Origin of the sequence: Bradyrhizobium sp. 137 (assembly GCF_023074095.1) — a bacterium.
In the GTDB taxonomy this organism is placed as follows: domain Bacteria; phylum Pseudomonadota; class Alphaproteobacteria; order Rhizobiales; family Xanthobacteraceae; genus Bradyrhizobium.
The window spans coordinates 1-18,952 of record NZ_JADPKU010000010.1 but is presented as its reverse complement, the minus strand read 5'-3'; the positions used below and the strand labels follow the sequence as shown (position 1 = coordinate 18,952).

The 18,952-nt window shown below is 57.8% G+C and carries 10 protein-coding genes and 3 pseudogenes; 5 read left to right on the top strand and 8 right to left on the bottom strand.

Features of this window, described 5'->3' with window-relative positions; all coding sequences use genetic code 11:
• Nucleotides 1-529: 529 nt before the first annotated feature.
• Nucleotides 530-1,523 (top strand): annotated as a pseudogene (locus IVA78_RS01925) (integrase core domain-containing protein).
• A gap of 477 nt (nt 1,524-2,000) precedes the next feature.
• On the opposite strand, the gene IVA78_RS01920 reads toward IVA78_RS01925, so the two are convergent.
• The 4 genes from IVA78_RS01920 to IVA78_RS01905 all read right to left on the bottom strand — a co-directional run bounded on the left by IVA78_RS01920 (nt 2,001) and on the right by IVA78_RS01905 (nt 9,081).
• Nucleotides 2,001-2,711, bottom strand: a complete 711-nt coding sequence (locus IVA78_RS01920; protein WP_247464009.1) for a hypothetical protein — start codon at nt 2,709-2,711, stop codon at nt 2,001-2,003.
• Between the two features lie 1,212 nt (nt 2,712-3,923).
• Nucleotides 3,924-4,814 carry a crotonase/enoyl-CoA hydratase family protein gene (locus IVA78_RS01915; RefSeq protein WP_247464006.1) on the bottom strand — a complete coding sequence of 297 codons (891 nt, stop codon included), beginning with the start codon at nt 4,812-4,814 and terminating at the stop codon, nt 3,924-3,926.
• Nucleotides 4,815-4,849: 35 nt separating this feature from the next.
• Entirely contained in the window at nt 4,850-6,109 is a 1,260-nt protein-coding gene (gene ectB, locus IVA78_RS01910) for a diaminobutyrate--2-oxoglutarate transaminase (protein WP_247464023.1), read from the bottom strand.
• A gap of 563 nt (nt 6,110-6,672) precedes the next feature.
• On the bottom strand, nt 6,673-9,081 hold the full coding sequence (locus tag IVA78_RS01905; RefSeq protein ID WP_247464004.1) for a CoA transferase: 2,409 nt from the start codon (nt 9,079-9,081) through the stop codon (nt 6,673-6,675).
• Between the two features lie 2,085 nt (nt 9,082-11,166).
• Here IVA78_RS01905 and IVA78_RS01900 point away from each other — a divergent pair.
• The 3 genes from IVA78_RS01900 (at nt 11,167) to IVA78_RS01890 (ending at nt 14,260) form a co-directional block, all read left to right on the top strand.
• Nucleotides 11,167-11,781, top strand: coding sequence for a hypothetical protein (locus IVA78_RS01900; protein ID WP_247464001.1), 615 nt, complete (start codon nt 11,167-11,169; stop codon nt 11,779-11,781).
• A gap of 121 nt (nt 11,782-11,902) precedes the next feature.
• Nucleotides 11,903-13,060 carry a Xaa-Pro peptidase family protein gene (locus tag IVA78_RS01895; protein WP_247463997.1) on the top strand — a complete coding sequence of 386 codons (1,158 nt, stop codon included), beginning with the start codon at nt 11,903-11,905 and terminating at the stop codon, nt 13,058-13,060.
• Between the two features lie 93 nt (nt 13,061-13,153).
• Nucleotides 13,154-14,260, top strand: coding sequence for a M14 family metallopeptidase (locus tag IVA78_RS01890; protein WP_247463994.1), 1,107 nt, complete (start codon nt 13,154-13,156; stop codon nt 14,258-14,260).
• A 544-nt stretch (nt 14,261-14,804) separates the two neighbouring features.
• On the opposite strand, the gene IVA78_RS01885 is transcribed toward IVA78_RS01890, so the two are convergent.
• The 4 genes and pseudogenes from IVA78_RS01885 to IVA78_RS01870 all read right to left on the bottom strand — a co-directional run bounded on the left by IVA78_RS01885 (nt 14,805) and on the right by IVA78_RS01870 (nt 18,090).
• Nucleotides 14,805-15,587, bottom strand: coding sequence for an enoyl-CoA hydratase/isomerase family protein (locus IVA78_RS01885; RefSeq protein ID WP_247463991.1), 783 nt, complete (start codon nt 15,585-15,587; stop codon nt 14,805-14,807).
• A gap of 465 nt (nt 15,588-16,052) precedes the next feature.
• Nucleotides 16,053-16,273, bottom strand: a pseudogene (locus tag IVA78_RS01880) (IS256 family transposase); the annotation flags it as partial.
• A gap of 275 nt (nt 16,274-16,548) precedes the next feature.
• Nucleotides 16,549-17,597 (bottom strand): annotated as a pseudogene (locus tag IVA78_RS01875) (IS256 family transposase); the annotation flags it as partial.
• Nucleotides 17,598-17,826: 229 nt separating this feature from the next.
• Complete coding sequence (locus IVA78_RS01870) at nt 17,827-18,090, bottom strand: IS66 family transposase (protein WP_247463988.1); 264 nt, start codon at nt 18,088-18,090, stop codon at nt 17,827-17,829.
• Nucleotides 18,091-18,298: 208 nt separating this feature from the next.
• Here IVA78_RS01870 and IVA78_RS34470 point away from each other — a divergent pair, with 208 nt between their 5' ends.
• Complete coding sequence (locus IVA78_RS34470; protein ID WP_276017349.1) at nt 18,299-18,580, top strand: ATP-binding protein; 282 nt, start codon at nt 18,299-18,301, stop codon at nt 18,578-18,580.
• Nucleotides 18,581-18,952: the final 372 nt, after the last annotated feature.

Here is an 18,952-nt window from a genome sequence, read left to right as displayed (position 1 = left end):
CCAGTATGAGAATGCTCACCAATGTTCGGCTGCGATGTTCGGCACGGATGGCACGACCGCCGGGACAGAGACACCGGCAGCATGAAGATGCGGATACCCAGGATGACCCGAAAGCTCGAGTTAATCTTGACGTCTGCGAGTCGCCCGGTTGCGCTGAGCGCGGGACTTCGTTTTCCTGTCAGCCCCGGCTCCCACACGTGTCTGACAGGAGGTGAGAATGCGACGAGCGATTGGCATCTGCGTCCGCCGAATTTTTTTCGGGGAGGTGCGTTCTGGGAGGACTGCAAGCACTGGCGCGGCCTGCGCTGGAGGACACGGTCCTTCTGGCGAGCGATGGGGTGGTGGTCGAAGAGACCGCCAACAGCATTGCGCGTCGCGAGTTCTGGCGCCCTTCGTGGCGCCGAGAGTATCGTCATTCCTTGCCACTTGAGGCGATCGCTCAGGCTAGACTCACGTCAATACCGACTGACCTGCCCCTGAGTATTTCCTCCAGAAGGAGTTAGAGTCCGGCCCGAAGAAGGACGGACAGATGAAGCGAGCAAGGTTCACAGAAGAGCAGATTATCGCGGTGTTGAAGGAGCATGAGGCCGGAGCGAAGACGGCCGACCTAGCTCGCAAGCACGCGGTCTCCGAAGCGACGATCTACAATTGGAAGGCCAAATTCGGCGGCATGGACGTTTCAGAGGCGAAGCGGCTGAGGGCGCTGGAGGACGAGAACGCGAAGCTGAAGAAGCTTCTGGCCGAGCAGATGCTCGACGCCGCCGCCCTTCGCGAGCTTCTTTCAAAAAAATGGTAGGGCCCGTCGCCAAGCGCGCTGCGGTCGCGCATCTGCAGGCCGTCATGAGCCTGTCGGAACGGCGGGCCTGTTCGATCGTGGGCGCGGATCGGAAGATGATCCGCTATCGCTCCGGCCGTTCTCCAGACGCGGCCCTCCGTGGCCGGCTGTGTGACCTCGCCAACGAGCGGCGACGTTTTGGCTACCACCGGCTGTTCGTCCTGCTGCGGCGGGAGGGCGAGCCGTCGGGGATCAATCGGATCTACCGGCTTTACCGCGAGGAGGGCTCACCGTCCGCAAGCGGCGGGCTCGCCGCAAGGCCGTGGGAACTCGTGCCCCGATCCTGGTGGGGCCTGGTGCAAGGACGCAGCCATCGATTGGCACTTCATTGCACCGGGAAAGCCGATGCAGAACGGCTTCGTCGAGAGTTTCAACGGCCGGATGTGCGATGAGCCGCTCAACGAGACTCTGTTCTTCGATCTTGACGACGCCCGCGCAAAGATCGCTGTCTGGGTCGCCGGCTACAATCTCCAGCGCCCCCACTCATCGCTGAAATACCTGACCTCCGCGGCCTACGCGGCCCCCCTCACCGCAACGGACGATCGGCTACGTAACCCCGACCAGCTCGTCCGTTGCTCCACCCGCGCCACTTGGCGTACAAAACCCCGAGACTCTAAACTGCCGCTGGATGAAACTTCAGGGGCAGGTCACGAACAGGATTGACGACGACACGCTCGCCAGTGTGTAGGCGGTGGCTACCTGCCGTAGAGCCGGACACCTGACGCCCACGGAGCGCAATCGTAAACTGGTGGCAGGGCCACTAGGTGGTGCGAATCGCACACGGCGAAGAACGATGAATTCGATCCTGCGCACGCACAGCTGATTCGCAATGCCACATGCCGATCTGTCGACGTCCGCGGACGAACGTGTTGGCCGCTTAACAGTTGCCCCAAGGTCAGCGTCCACGACTTCCGGGTGACCACGGAACAGCTGCGCTTCCACCTCGACCACCGCCTGTTGGGCATTTCGCCCGGGACGATACGCGTACTGTTCGGGTGGAAGGTCGGCTTCGAAGATCGGTTCTAGCACCAACATCGCTGATGAGCGAACGGCGATGCATCCACCACCGGCTGACGGAAGGCTTGGTCCCGCTAGACCTCAAGTTCGAGCGGGCAATCGAATCCCGAGCCAACGGATTGATCACGATCACAGTCTCGGCGAGATTTTAGGAAGCTAACGCCGGATCGCTTCTATCGTGATCGGCAACAAGACTCCTCAATTCCTTGCCGGTTAGCCAAACAAGCAAGTCGTGATCAACGATATTCTCGTCTACCAGATGAAGTATCGAACCGCCGTGCTCATAATGGGCATGTCCGTATTGCGCAAGAACGCCCTTGTCTAGTAGCCACCGCTCTGCAAGTCCACATACGAAATCAGGAGCCCACATGGCAAATGACGCCCCCCGCAGTATTGCAGCCATGATCGTGGGTATGCCTTGCCCTCTAAAGTCGCTGCGCAGCCAAAAATCTCCATGGTAGGCTACTTTCCCAGTGATCTTCTTTGCGGTTGGTGCAGCGCAGGTACAACGGTCCTGAGGATGTGCATGTACGCTTGGATCGGCGTAGAACGCCTTCAGAGATTCAAGATGCTCTGCAAAGTTACTGTGCGAAAGGTCATAAAGTCGGGCAGCCTGCACGAGCGCAACCTGGTTGTTCTTGTCGACGCCCACCATCCAATATCCCTCCCCCGGTTTGATCGTCGAACGATCTGGCCGAAAATTCGGATATGTCGGCTTCTTTGTGGGAAGGACCCGCGTGATCGAGACGTACTCATTGAAATCAAATCCTATCGAAAGGTTGATGCCCTTCTGGACGGCGGCGTCGTCATATACTCGAAGGAACCGTGAGACTTGCAACGGATTAACTACGCTTTTCATTGCTACTCTCGTTCCTGATGCGATCACTGCGTGCAGCTTAGACACTCAATTCAGCTGATATGTACACCATAAACAATGACTCGAAATACTGCTTATTCTGGTGAGATACGGTTCAAAAGTGATGAGGCATTTGCAACTATTAACCCTCTACACGGTAAAACGTTCTCAAGTGGTATTGGACAGATCGGGGCTGCGGCGTACGGCACAGCACATGCCAAGCCGATGCGACAAGCTGCTAGTTGTTGTCGAGCATTCGCCATTCGGCGGTATGAGCAGTAGGGCCATGACGGTCGACGAGAGCAACCACAAGCCGTGCTCGATCCCAACCGCGGAAGCATGAAAAGTGCTTCTTCTTGGCGGTCGCAAGCGATGCTAGGGCGTGACGTGGCGCCGATCGGCGGGCACTCGCTTATACTGACACGCTGGAGCCGGGGCTATAGCGACGACCATGAGGGTGGCGCTTCGCCCGCCATTGCGACAGGTCGCTGGCGGCGGCTATGGTCCTGTGCTGCACCGACGGACTTTTTGCGCCAGCAACAGACTTTCGATCAGCATGAGCTGCTCATCGCCGATCCGCTGGCGCTGTGGACGATCGGTCGAAAGGAACTGAGGCAGAAGCTCAACTCGCCCAGAAGTGTTCTAACAAGAATTCTCGGCCTAGCTGGCGCGCACCATCTCATCCGGAAGATTGTAATTGTGCTTCGTGTCGAACAGGTGACGACTGGGCGCGTCGGCAGGCTCGGTCGGCCGGACAGGTTTCGTGCTCCGAGCCAACGAGGCCATCCAGATCAGTGCCGCCAGCTGCACCCGCGGGGTGGCCCCATGCCGTCAGTCGATTGAGCGGCAGGGAGCAACGGCGCTCTTTATGGCGATCGTCCGTGGTTTGCTCGTCAGTAATCCGATGCCGATGACCTTAGTCAGGAACTGGAGATTCGCTCGAGAGCACACTCTCAAACAGAAGAAAGCGTGCTCAACACGCGCCTAGACAATTGCTGATTGTCATTTAATCTGAGCTCTTACAGGAACCCACCGGTCGACGAAATGAGTCCGGTTGAGATCCCGAGAATGCCATCGCTGCCAATGACTAAAATCCCGGCCAGTCGCTAAACTCACCATCTCGTCGACCAATTGATATCAGCGGGTCGCACACCGTGCGAAAAGTGCGCCTCGTCTAGCCGCGCCGATCCGATCGGCCCGTCAAACAAGGAACTATCACTTGTATTCTCGCTCCGTCCACCATGGGAAGAAATCCGGCATGTCGGCCGGCACCTTGTCCTTGAAAACTGCGGGCCGCTTCTCTAAGAATGCCATCACGCCTTCCTTGGCGTCGCCGGAACGCCCGCGCGTATACATGCCGCGGCTTTCGAGCTTGTGGGCTTCCATCGGGTCATCTGCGCCCAGCATGCGCCACATCAACTGCCGGATAAGCGCAACTGATACCGGTGAGGTCTTGTCGGCGATTTCGCGAGCGAGCTCACGCGCCGTCGGAAGCAGTTGATCTGACGGCACAACCTTGCTAATTAGCCGACCCGCGAGCGCTTCCTGCGCGGGAAATACCCGGCCACTCAGAGACCACTCCAGCGCCTGTGCGATGCCGACGAGGCGCGGGAGGAACCAGCTCGAAGCCCCCTCCGGAACGAGGCCTCGCTGGGAGAACACGAAGCCAAAACGCGCGGCTTCAGACGCGATGCGGATGTCCATCGCGAGCTGCATGGTGGCGCCCATGCCGACCGCAGGCCCATTCACTGCGGCGATGACGGGCTTCAGACATTTGAAGATCCGCATCGCGATCTTACCGCCGCCGTCACTGACCTTCGGATCGCTATAATCTACTGCGCCATTGAGCAGTCGTTTAACCGGTCCACGCCGCGTGTCGCGGTCAAATGTGTCGGCGCCCGAAGATAGATCGGCGCCGGCACAGAAGGCTCGGCCTTCACCGGTCACGATAATGGCGCGGACGTCATTGTTCTCATCTGCTCGGTCAAAGGCGTCGACGATTTCGCGCTCCATTAATGCGGTACAGGCGTTCAGCTTCTCCGGCCGATTTAGAGTGATCGTGAGGATTTGATCAACGAGGTCATATTTGATGGTCTCGTAGGCCATGGTGTTTCCTTCAGATGTCCGAAAACGGCGGTTAGTCAGATCGCAGTCTGCTTCAGTGTTTCGGCCAGCGCTTCCTCGAATATTTCAAGGCCTTGGTTTAGGGTATCGTGATCAATCGTGAGTGCCGGCAAGAACTTTACGACCTCATCGATGGCCCCGCATCGTTCGACGATCAAACCTTTCTCAAACGCCTTGCGTGCAGTCGCTGCTGCAACCTCAGTCCGTCGGCAATCAAAGCCCACGGCCATGCCGCGCCCTCGAACGGAAAAACTGTTTCCATACTCTGATGCAACGGCTTCAAGTCGGCGCTTCACAAGTTCTCCCATCCGCTGAACCCCCTGCGCAAAGGTCTCGCTCCGCCAATAGAGATTTATGGACGCGGTTGCACACACCAGTGCGAGATTGTTGCCGCGGAACGTACCGGAATGTTCTCCTGGCTGCCATGCATCGAACTCCTCTTTAATCAATAACATCGATAGCGGCAGACCGTACCCACTTAGCGATTTCGACAGTACGACAATATCTGGCGATAACGCCGCGAACTCAAAACTAAAGAATTCGCCCGTACGACCACAGCCCATCTGGATGTCGTCAACTATGAAAAGAGCGCCAGCTTCCTTTGCAATGGCCTGAATTGATTGTAACCATTCCTTCCGTGCGACATTTATACCACCCTCCCCCTGGACAGTTTCGACGAGAATGGCAGCTGGACGATCCATGCCACTGCTCTCATCCGTCAACACCTGTCGCAAGTAGTCTGCCGTATCAACAGTTGATCCAAGATAGCCATCATAGGGCATGAACGTAGCGCCCGATAAAGAAGTGCCGCTGGCCGTGCGAAAGAAACGATTGCCGCTTGCGGCCATCGCTCCTAAGCTCATCCCATGATATCCATGCGTGAATGAAATGATGTTCTGACGTCCGGTGACTTTGCGCGAAAGCTTCAGAGCTGCCTCGATAGCATTAGCACCTGTTGGCCCCGTAAATTGGAATCGATAGTGCAGATCCCGCTCCCGAAGTATGACAGAGCTGAACGTCTCCATGAACTCGAGCTTTGCAGGAGTGGCCATGTCAAGCCCATGGACGACGGCATCCGATGCTAGATACTCAGTGATGGCAGCTTTGATCTGATGGTTGTTATGGCCATAGTTCAACGCTCCAGCACCGCATAGGAAGTCGATAGCCTTTCGACCATCCTCCGTTAACAGAATGGAGCCGCGCGCTCGACTGAAGATAGCTGGAAACGAACGTGAGTACGCACGAACGTTTGATTCGAGTGCTTCGATGGTTTGCATATTGCGAAGCTCGCTACTGACTTCGGCCATAATCGTCTTCTCCACCAAATCCGACGGCTCAGATCTTGCGCGAGCTGTGGACTCGTGCCGCACGTCTCGGCGCGGCCTTCCACACGCGTGTTCTCCCGGAATGGTCACTCATTTACCGAAGAACCGGGAACGATGAACCTACTAAGATCGGTGGTTTTGGTCAGAGCTAGGCATGTACTGCCATTCAGACGGTGGCCGGTGATGCTGTAAGGTCGGAACTCATTCAGTGTCTCGCAAAGCGTCTTCCGTCTGACGAATTCGGGAGCGGCTCGCAATGGGATGCACGACTCGCTAAGCTGTCAGGGCAGTCGTCCACTGGAAGGCGATTAGAGGGTTTGTTTGGCAATGCTCACATAGCTCCAGAGTTTGCTGAGATATTTAGAATCGCCGCGCTACTGCTTTTCCGTGCAGAATGGACGGCCAAGACTAAAGGAGGCGCTCCTGAGCAGCCACTCTGCCAAGTCTGAGTGGAATTGGGCCGTAGCGTCGATCGATCAGTCTAACGCCACCTTCTATGTTTTTGCGATCTCCCCTTAGGAGATCATCGCGGTACCGATGATGTTCTCGCTTGCCAATTGCGCGATCTCGCCGTCGGAGAGCCCGAGAAGTTCTGTTAGGACCTCTCTGGTGTGTTGTCCCAGTGTCGGCGCCGCTGTACGGATCGCATACGGCGCTGCGCCTTCGCGAATTGGCATCGAAGGCTGCGGGTGCAAGCCAATGAAAGCGCGTTCGACTTCCTGCAGAAATGCGCGCGAGCGGAGATGCCGATCCTTGAGCAGGTCAATCGGCAAGCGGGCCACGCCTGCCGCAACCCTTGCGCGCTGCAGCTCAGACATGGCCTGCTCCGCATCACGGATGTGCGTCCAAGCTTCGATGCCTGCCTCTATGAGATCCTCAATGCTGCGGCGAGCTTCCGCAGATTCAAGCGATGCGTTCGAGGCCCAGTCTGGCCGGCCAATAAGGATGGCAAGCCTCTGCCACATGTCCGCATCGGTCGCAGCTATCGTGATCCAGTTGTCCTCACCCCCACACCGGAAGCAGCCATGCGGCACCAATTGCGGATGTCGAGAGCCATACTTTGTGAGTGGCGCACCACCAATCGATTGGACGGTGATCCATGGCGCCGCAAAGGGGATCATGCATTCGATCTGCGCGAGATCAATCAATTGTCCCTGCCCGGTGTTGCGGGCGTGAATCAGAGCGAGAAGAACTGCGGCGCAGCCGTTCAATCCGCCGACAGGATCCCCGAACGCTGTGTGGCTCATTACGGGCGGCTGATCGGCGCTTCCGACCACGCTCGGCAAACCTGACCCCTGCTCGAGAGTCGAGCCATAGGCCCGGCAATCGCGATGGATGCTGCTCGCGCCAAACGCTGACATCGACATCATGACGAGGCGTGGATTGAGTGTTTTGAGGACGTCGTAACCGAGCCCGAGCCTTGACAGCACATCAACCGAGTAATTGCCGACCACAATATCGGCTTTCGCCAACAGTCGCTTGGCAAGAGCAAGTCCCTGCGGCCGCTTCAGGTCAAGTGTAATGCCGCGCTTGTTGCGGTTCATGATGCAGAAGCATTGCGCCCTTTCATACATTTGCCCCTCCACGTAGCCGCTGCGCCGGTCAACGCCGCGCCACCAGTCCGGATACTGGATGGCTTCGATCTTTATGACGTCCGCACCGAGATCGGCCAGTGTGCGGGTACACAATGGACCTGCCCAGCCCATCGTGAAGTCAATCACGCGAGTCCCATGCAAGGGCTGCCGGTCCGCATCGATGCAGTCGGACGATCCAGGCCCACTCAGCGACACGCGAGTTCGGATGTGGGCGGAATGTTGCTGCTCGCCGGGAGCCGGAACCCTGCCACCTCGGCGCGGGGGCGTCAACGTCAGCCGCTGCATCGGACCAGCCGTCAGCCCCTCCTCTTTGCCAATCACGACCGGCACGATTGCGCCGCGCGCCTTCTTCTCCTCGTCCTTAAGCAGATCAGATATTTCGGGGACCGGCACGATCGGGATTTTGCGCTTCAGTCCCTCCGCAAACCACTGTTTCGCTGTCCGGGTCTTCAGTCTCGGCATAAACTGTCGTTCGATCTGGGCTATGTGTTTGAGGCGGCCTTCGTTGAAAGCCAGAGCCGGATCATCACGTAATTCGGATAGCTCGAGCATGTCGCAGAATGCGCGCCATTGCCCCGGCGTGACGGTCGAGAGGCCAAGCCAACCTTTTTTGGTTGGGTAAATGCCGACCGGAAAGTTAGGCCAGAAGCGGTTGATACCGATCCGGCGCATCACGTCGCCGCACGCAAACGTTTCGAACATGAGATATTCCGAGAGAGCGAGGCTCGATTCGAAAATGCTGAGCGACCACGAGCGCCCTGCCCCACCCTGCATTTGCCCAACAACCGACGAAGCCGTGGCGATGAAGCCCCACAGGCCAGCGAGGATACCCGTCTGGAAATCAGGTGCGTACAAAGGCGGGCCCTCGATCGGACCAACCAACTTGATCAGACCGGCGAGAGCGCGCACTGTCGCATCGGTAGCAGCGAAGCCCGCATAGGGGCCCTCGCGGCCGAACCAGCTCGCTTCGAGATAGATCAACGCGGGCCGTCGCTGCCGGATCGAGGCGATATCAATTGGCGGGCAATCTGCCGGATCAACATCACGCCCATCGACCAGAATGTCGCAATCCTCGATCAGTTCCGTCAGCCGCGTGGTCGCATTCGGGTCGGTAGCATCGATGATGACGCTTGATTTGTTGAAGTTCAAGAATGCAAACCACGCGCTGTTGTCGCTGGGCGTGAGCGGCGCGCTGCGGCGAAGCGGATCGCCGGCTTTCGACTCGACCTTTTGAACATCGGCGCCGAAATCCGCAAACATGCGCGCGCAATAGCTGGTCGCAGCCGAGCTACCAATCTCGACGACCCGGAGATGCGATAACACTTCCATCGACTGCTCCTCCTCCAACCACACCGATGCTCAGATAGTCGCCCTAAGAGGCGCCACAAGCTTGTCACCACAAGCGCGGCTCTGCTGCAGCGATACACAGCTGTCTGTACGGCCATGCGAGGCGGCGGCCACGGAACCCAGCGCAGAGCTCTTGATTTAAGTCCGCTCCGAGGTAATGACGACCTTGTATTGCAAGCAACGAGCCGAATACGGCCGTGTCGTTCTACTAGAGCTCCGCAAGTTTGTTCTTCTCGTCTGACAATAGGACGATAGGGGAAGGCTCTTTCTCAAGAAAGAAGAGAAATCGCATGTCGCCCCCCCAAAGCCCGCGAATTACGCCGCTCTGCCACGCGGCCGCCAAGAAGGAGACGTGGAGGCAGCGCGATCATTCTCAATGTATGTCCGAGCTGTAGGCACGATGTTGAACAGTGATAGAACTGGTGCGCTTTTGATTTCCGCCAAGTAGGTGCTGCCGCAGTTGTCAAGCGACGGCAAGCCTGCTGTGTTCGATGAACAACCCTCACCTGATAGGTTGTGGGAAATTTCGCGATCCGTACCTTGGTTGGGCTCACCCGGGTTCTGTCAAGCATATCGGCCTGTGTCGTGCTGATCTCCGCCAGATCTGGACCAATGCACCCGAGATCGAGTTCAGCAATCCGAAGGTGTTCGGTCCGGTAAGCACCGTGCGGAAGGGCCATCCATTTTCGCGATTCCATCTTCTCATCTGCCAAAACGTATACGCTACCACCACCCGGGCGAATAAGTACTACAGCGCGACTCGGCCGACGTCAGCCCGCTCGGCCGTAATTGCAGCGGAATAAACCACTAGCTGCTTTCCATCGGCAGCTACCAAGTTGGATAGGCGTCACCACAGGCGCATCAATCTTGGTGAACGAAGGGCGTCAGCCTTTGTTTCACGGGGCCTCGGGGCACGATCATCGCGCAAGAGACCAATTTCCACTGCATCATTCTCCGTCGACAACGGCGGATGACAAATGTTTGCTGTGGCCCAGAAGCGTCACTTTGCCCTCTACTGCGGTACTAAGGCGTTACGCATTCAAACCACGAGAGCCAGCGCTGGCCAGTCCGATTTTTGGCCGAAGGAAAACGCGACGATCTGGCATCCCGAACTCGTGATGATGATCTGCCAGCTCCAAGCAGGATGCTTCAACCGGCGAGCTCTCGATAAGCTTGGGACGAGCTCGGCCGCAGTACTCTCTCGCTGCCGCCGCATAACAATAGTGAGTTGGACTGATACGACCGAGGGGACAATTGAGATCGACTACAAGCGCGGTCTCTTGTCGAAGCTACGATACTTGAAGGTTATCCACGATTGCTGCACTGGTCCATGTTAGGAGGGCCTCAGCGGCGGTACGCCGATCGCGGAATCAGCCGTGGTCTTTCAGGATCACCGCGTCTTTTGTCGTCGAGACAACCATTGGCCGCTTGCTCCCCTCAAGATTGACCGCACCTTCATACCCCATTCATTTTGCGCGTCAGATCGAGCTGATCGAAGCGCCAAATGCATCTTGGCCAACGTTTGCTTTCCGACGCTGTCGCGATTGCGACAATTCCCACTCACTCAAGTTCGCTTGATTTCAGCCGATTCTCGTCTGGCATGCAGTTTGCAAAACGGCTCGTTGGAAAGAAAATGAAGGAGCGGTCCTTTCTCCGGCAATGCCGGCTCCGGCGTCGCGCGAAGACTTGAGCTAAATGATCCTGTTGAACCATACAACACTCTGTTGCGACAGGCTGGCTTGGTTGCATTTGCGACAGCGACGAATGTGGCCATCGCGCGTGCGTTGGCTGGGTGAAAGTTGCGGGGCCCGCGACGATAGGAATAAATCGCTCTCATCTGCGCCTTAGATGAGGCGGACCCCTGCGGCTGTCACTACACTGCAGAGCGATAGCTGCGCGCAAGATTCGCACATGGGTCGAAGGCCGGCTCTGCCTCAAGCTTAAGGAATTCGGTTATACTCCGGAATGCTTCGTCAGCCCTTGCAACTGTCACGATCTCTTGGGGTCCTGCACCTCGAACGCGGGGTACCATCCGGCGCCGCGCCACCGAAACCAGCCTCCGACTCAATGCTAAACCCGGCCACGTTCAATTTCCCGGTCATCTTTGAAACGGTCACGGGAGCTTGGGTGGAGAATGTCGTTCGCGGCGATCCAGCTCTTGAGCCCTCATTTATCGCTGCCGCCAGGCGGCTAATCGAGCGAGGTGCCGTCGCCATAAGCTCGACCTGCGGCTTCTCCATCCGGCATCAGGCGGCGGTGGCCAAGGCGACGAATGTACCCGTGGTTATGTCAAGTCTGCTCCTGCTGCCCTCGTTGCTGCGGCAGCTGCCGGTATCAGCCAAGATCGCAGTTTTGACCTACGACTCGACGCATGTCGCCGAAGATCTGCTCGGGGTTGATGATCCAGCCGAGCGGGCCAGAATTGTGATCGGCGGCATCGAAGGGGGCAAATTCTGGCATGACGAGCTGAAGCGTCCGCCACCACCGGTCGATGTTGCGGCGATCGAGAAGGACGTCGCTGCCTGCACCGAGCGACTTCGGATCGCGCATCCAGATATCTCGCTCATTCTCTTCGAATGTGCGGCGTTTCCCCTCGTTTCGTCCGCCATCCGTCGTCTCACGAAGTTGCCTGTTTACGACATCACAGACCTTTGCAGACTGACGATGGCGTCCATCGCATGATAACGGCGGCACCAGGCGCGACGAATGCTTCTCAAAGACCGCTCAGCCCAGCATCATTTTGCGGCTGCGCCGCTTCGATAAAGAGCATCGCCGCCATGCAATGGGTTCAGGAGACACCGTGATGCCAGCATTTAATCAACAGGAATATCGCGAACGTACTGCTCGGCTGCGACAGCAAATGGCGGAGCAGGGCATGGAAGCATTGCTCGTCTTCAACGAGGCGAACATTAACTATCTCACCGGCTACGATGGCTACTCCGATTACGTCCCACAACTCGCGCTTGTGAGGCAAGACGAGGAAGATCCGTGGCTGATCTTGCGAGAGATGGATGTCGCATGCGCAACGGCCACATCCTACCTGCCGCACTCGCGCCTACTTAATTATTCCGAGAAATACATCGGTTCGAGCCAGCGGGCGCCATGGCAGCCGATTGGAGATATGATCCGTGAACGCACCAAAACGGGCCATATTGGAGTCGAACTGACGGCAAAAAATTTCGGGGTGAAGGCTCACGCCAACCTGGCCAAAAGCCTGGACCTTTCAAAGAGCATCGATGCCGATGGGATCATTTCCAAGCTGAAGCTTGTGAAGTCTCCTGCTGAGATCGCCTACATGGAGCAAGCCGGAAAGATTGTCGATCGGGCCATGAGGATCGCCAGATTAAGCGTCGCTGCCGGCGCGCGAGAATGCGACGTAGCCGCAGCCATTATGCATGCGTTATGTACGGGCACGCCGGAAGCCCCGGGTCATGCGTCTCGCATTTATCCGACCATGCCGACCGGACGGCCGGCGACTGCTCCGCATCTCAAGTGGACCGATGCAAGCTATGCGATGCATTGTCAGACCAATTTTGAACTAGGAGCCTTTCGCCACCGCTATTGCTGCGCATTGTCCCGGACCGTGTTCTTAGGTGAGCCGTCCGCTCGGTCACGGCACCTGCACCAGGCCACGCTTGACGGCTTTTTGGCTGCCTTCGAAACGATGCGGCCTGGAGTAACATGCGGAGATGTCGACCGAGCGTTCCGACACACCTTTAGTTCTCGTGGCGTACGCAAAGACTCTCGGATCGGCTACTCCCTCGGGAACGATTGGCCTGATGGGGGCGCGAGCTTACAGGATGAGGACGAGACTGTACTTCAACCCAACATGACTTTCCACTTGATCATTGGCATCTGGGAGAAGAACGACGGTTATGTTTTCAGCGAGACTGTACGCGTAGCTCGCAAAGAGGCGAAATCGCTGAGCAGCATGTCTCGCGACCTGCTAGTCAACTGCTGAAACAAGCATCCGTGCACGTCTCCTAACGTCAGCGACGCCCGATATAGATGCTCCAGGGACTACTATACTTGTGCAGCCTTGACCGGACTCCGAATGAACGATGCCATTGTCGACGCGGCGAATAAGCACTTCGCATCAGATTACTTCGAAGCACGTCAACGATTCCGTGACTACGTTAGGAAGGCCGCAGTCGGTGACGCTGCAATCTATCCGTCGCCAGCCCGTGGGCCTCGTGGACGAGAACTCTCAACGGATGTTGCGTGGTTTGGCGACCGACGCGCCCCAAAGGTAGGAATTTTGGTATCGGCTACACATGGCGTCGAAGGATATTGCGGGTCCGCGGCACAGCTCGACTGGTTGGCTGAACGTGGTTACGAGAGGCTCAAATCTGATCAAGCGATGTTGCTGATCCATGCTCTCAATCCTTATGGGTTTGCCTGGGATCGCCGCGTCACGCAAGAAGGCTGTGACCTCAATCGAAATTTCGTCGATTTCACAGCTCCGTTACCTCGCAATGCCGCTTACGACCTACTTGCTGATTGTTTTGTGCCGTGTGAGCTCGACGGACCACTTTTTGCTGCTGCCGAGGCAACAATAGAGGAGTTCCGCAGAACACACGGCGCGATTGCCTTGCGAAAGGCTCGGAGCGGGCAGTACCGACATCCCACCGGAATTTTTTTCGGCGGGTTTGTCCCTACCGTCGCACGACGAACGCTCGAACAAATCGTGTCGGATTACTGTTTGGCATCTCGTGTGCGTGCCTTGATAATCGACTATCACACGGGCCTTGGGCCTTACGGTTATGGTGAGCTGCAATGCGAGAAAGCATCAGGTATCTCAGGATATCAGCATGCACGTGACATCTTCGGCCTTTCAGTCACCTCGCCAGATCTTGGCACCTCATCGGCTATTGTGCTCAATGGCACGCAGGATGACTATTGGCAGCGTCTCCTCGGGGATCGGCACGTCTATGTTTGCCTAGAGTTCGGAACCTACCCTCCGGAGGCAGTCAGATCTGCACTACGTGCTGACCATTGGCTATACAGATATGGTCAAGGCGACATTGAAACACATATCGGATATGAGATTCGACAGCGCCTGCGGCAGCGCTTCTATCCGGAGACCGCCGACTGGAAGGAAATGGTACTATATCGCAGTCGTCAGGTTCAGCGACAGATGCTCGAAGGCTTGCAATTATGAGAGCTCGACTGTTCGCAGAATTGGTGCTCAGCGCAATTCAGGGGTTCTCCACCGGCCGACCACTTCTCCGAGGCGCTGGCGACGCTGCCCGGCAAGGATGCCGGGCTGTTGGCATCCTTCATCCGCGAAGCGCTACATCTACATCTGGGTTTCGCCTCCAAGCACGCCAAGAAGACGGAAAGGAAGGCGTCCTACTGGTGATCGGCGCGACCGCCGCGCACATGCAAAGTCCCGAGGCACACTGCCGGCCGCCGTAGCCTAAGGAGCTCCGGACAGCCAGTGCGACAGCGACCCCGCTTCGTGGCCGCCCCGCCACAGCCGTCCAATCCGGTCCACTACGCAGGTGAGGCGTGCCAGGGCTAGATGCAGACCCTGAACTTGCGGTTCGCCTCATGACCTTTTTGGTGCCGAGCTCGTCCGCGATCAACAACACAATCTCGGGCCGCCATGCCTGCTTCCGCGTCATTGTGATTCCTATCGCGATTAAATCGTCAGATGATCCAGCAGGAAAGGAACCTGACCCGCGTCGGCATCGGAACGGCAGTTAATGGCTGCTGTCTGTCCGCTGCTTCGACTGTACCTTCGAAACGCGATATGACTGCTCTCGGGCGGCGCCGCTCGCAATTCCTGCTGCATAGGCTACCTTCGCGTCGCACGCAATTCGCTGCAAACCAGCGAGCACGCCCTGATTGACCTTTTCCTTCGTTCGTCTGAAACTGACTTCAGGAAATTCGCTGAGAATCTGCGCGCGCGCGATAGCCCTCTCCTCACATTGATGCGAATCAACAATCTCATGAAGCAGCCTGTGATCAAGAGCCCATGACAATGGGATGGCCTCGCACCCATAAATGATATCGGACATAGCCGCTCGACCGACGAACGTCTCGATCAAGTACGCGCCAATTACACAGGCGTTACCGTGCTTCAATTCCCACATCAGCAGCTTGGTTCCTGCCGAGCCCAAGCGCCAATCACAGGATAGCGCGATTCCGAGACCGGTACCTATTGCGTATCCCCCAATTGCAGCAACGCTCGGCTTCGTTACTTTCAATATTGAAGAATAAAGAGCAATTACCCTGTCAATGGACGCATCGGCCAAAGCGTATCCAGACAGCTCGGCCAGCTCTTTGAGATCACCCCCAGCGCAAAATGATCGATCCTTTCCGCCTGTAAGAACCAAAGCGCGAATCGCAGGAGTATCCTCTACTTCCTGGCAAATGGAACGAATAGATTTCTCCAGTTCCAGATTCATTGGGTTGTGAGTGCTGGGATGATTGAAGCGCGCGACCAGTACTGCGCCTCGGGTCTCCGTTTCGAGAATCGCCATAATGTGTCCAATCAGTCTTTAGCATCCGAGTGGGTCGACTAGCCTTGACCGCATTCATGCATGTACATGCTGACAAGATCGGAAGGCGTCCTCCGGACCAGGGTACATCACGCAAACGGTCGTCCTGCCTTCTAGAATAGGGCAGAACGCTTGCAATCCATCCTGCCAATTCTGGTAATCGAGAGTCGCTTGTTTGGCTCAACCGCTTAGTCATTTCGTACGCATCGGGCGACGGTTTCCGGCCAGTTTTTGGCGAAAAGCTGATCCCGCTTAAGCGGCGTGAGCGACGGTCTGAGGCTGTCGATTCCAAGGCAGCAAGTTTGTGAATGCGGTTGGCATGATAATCCGGCAGGTCCTTGAGCCGTGAACCGCCAGCGCCGCAGGTAGCGGGCTCGCTCAACAGCGAACGGAGCATCGCAGTGCTGATTATAGGCGAGCTATGCAGGATTTTGGGTGACGAGGTGATCAGGCGGCGTGGTTTGCCGGCATGTGAATGACTTCGATGCCGTCGTTGAATCTGACACCTGCAATCACCTTCGGCAACTGATTTGTCCCTTTGAGCCGCCGCCAGTTTTTGACGCCGCGATCACCAGCTTGAACACCATCAGCCTGGCGGTCGTTGACGACAGTGATCCTTTCGTCCGCACCGTTCTGTGCCGCACGGTCGCGAACACGCTTTCGATGGGGGTGGTAACCGGTATGAGATGTCTCGGTGCCAACGTTCTGCCGCGGTGTCCTACACCGTGGCGTATGGTGCGACCATCGGGATAGAGGCACCGGGAGCACAAAGGTGCGGGCAGGCCGATACACACGATGAGCCGAGAGCTCGAGTTAGTAGCTGGCTGCCTCTGCGACTCGCCCGGTTGCGCCGAGAGCGCGAATCCGTAGTTGTCGTGTCGCCCGCAGCTCCCGTCATGTGTCAGGCAGGAGGTGCAAATGCGACGGGTGACTGGCATCGAATGTCCATCTCATCCGTCGTGCGCAAGTGATCCCAATGCTCGGCAGGGAAGTCGTAGAAGGCCAGCAACGCGTCGCGATCCCTGACCAGACATTCGACCGCCCGGCAGTACTTGGCGCGGTATTTCTCGGCGAAGACGTCGATCGCCGCCTCGGCGGCCGCCCGGTTCGGCCCCAGTAGACTTCGCGCAGGTCCTTCTTCATGTTGGCCTGCACCGAGAGCGGGACCTTGTCCAGGACGTTCACGGTCTTGTGCACCCGGCAGCGCTGGTGCCGGGTGCCGGGAAAGACCTCGTCAAGCGCCTTACAGAAACCGAACGCGCCGTCGCCGACGGCAATTTCCGAGGCGATTTGCAACCCGCGCTGCTTCACGTCGATCAGGAGCTCACGCCAGCTCTGCGTGTTCTCCCGGACGCCGACCTGAAAGCCAATCAGCTCCTTCTTGCCTTCCGGCGTCGCGCCGATCAGCACCAGCATGCATTCGCCGTGGTCTTCCATGCGCGCCTGCAGGAAGACGCCATCGGCCCACACATACACATAGCGGCGCGCCGACAGATCGCGTTTTTGCCAGCGCTCATACTCGCCCTGCCACTCGGCCGTCAGCCGGGAGATCACCGCCGGCGACAGGTTCGGCGCGTCCTTCCCAGCAAGGCCGTCAGCGCCTCCTGGAAATCGCGGTCGAGATGCCGCATAGGTACAGCACCGGCAACAGCGCATCCAGGCTCCTGGTGCGCCGCGCCCACAGTGGCAGGATCGCCGAGCTGAAGCGGATCCGCTCGCCGTCACCGGCCGCCCCGCGGCCCCGAATCTTCGCCCGCGCGACCTCGACCGGGCCGATCCCGGTCGCAATCGTTTGCGCCGGGCCGTAACCATGCCGCACGACACGGGCGCGCCCGTTGGCAAGCTATCCTTCACCGTGGCAAGAAACGTCTCGACTTCGATCTCCACCGCCTGCGCCAGAAGCTGCCCGCGCACCAGCGCGCAGAACATGGTCAGTGGATCATCGACATCATCGGGCTGACGAAGGGCAACAATATTGCTAGTCTCGTTCATGGCGTATCGCTCTCCTTGAGAGGTTCTGCAGGCTCGACACCCGCCTCGATACGCCGTCATCACCCACTTTCCGGCATAGCTCATTATAGGCAGCTTGGGTACGCAGCAGGTCTCGAACATGGCGAGCGAGCTCCCCGACGGAGGGCGGCAAGCAGGCCTTCCAAGATTAGGTGGTCAACAAGACCATCATCGTATCACCGTCATCCACTACATGACCGTGTAACATGATCTACGTCGGAACAAAATCGGCGTAGGCGTTCGCCTGCATCAGCGCGGCATGGCCCGCCAGATGCTGCTCCGGATGCGCACCGCCACGATCAGGTGAGTAGAAGGACAGGACGTCCGCCAGATCTAGCCGGAGACCGGTCGTCGCGCACGTAGGTCCAGCGCCAGCCCGTCCGGGTCTTATCCTTGGGTCCAGCACATTGCTGTCAGCCGCATGGATGCGCTCGGCGACGAAGACATGGCTCCGGATTGCGTCGATCAGCGGCATCGTGGTTGTCGCTGCGGCGCCTTACGTAGGCCGCGAGCGTCGACACATCGAGGTCGATGCCTTCGCGCTGATGGTCGGTCGCTCTGACGATTGAGCGGCAAGTGCACGCCGTACTTGGCGAACCAGACGAGCCTAGGCGCGGGTAGAGCGTGCCGAGAAGGTCGTGCTGCTGGGGCAATAGTTTGGGAAACTCACATATCGCCCTGGCATGGGCATACCGGGTGGCCATGGCGGGCTACAAGGGCTGCTTTACTACGGCGGTCGATTTTATGCTACAGTTGTCGCGAGCCGGGGCCGCCCGAAGGAGTACTTCAATCGCGCGGTGATGCCGCCAAAGCTGACGGATATCGACGAGATCGGGTACCTGCCGTTCGAGCGTGAGGAAGCCAATCTGTTCTTCATCAACTTAGTCGCCAACGAGCGCGGCTCGATCGTGCTTACCAGCAATCTGCCGTTCACGCAGCGGGCGTTCGCCAACGACCAGAGTTGAGTGATCGCCATGAACGATCGCCGGCTGAAGCATGGCCGCGTCGTCCAGGTCAGCGGCGAAAGCTATCGCCTGCGCGACAAATGCGAGGCCAGTCAGGCAGCCAGGAGGGTTGTCGAAGGCAAATAGAATGTTGCCCTGGCCGGCCGCTACGGGCTCCGCCCTCCCCGGGCCAGGTGGGTCAGATTTGCTCCGGACACTTCAGCAAAGGTAGGGCAGATTTATGTCGGCGTTGACATTGAACTTCTTACCGGTGTCGATATGTCGGCTGCCTAACACTACTTTGGCAGATTGTCGGATTCCTCTGAATTTTTAGGATTCCCGAATCGATTTTTCAATGATTCATGGGTGGTCGGCTCTTGGAGGGCTGACCAT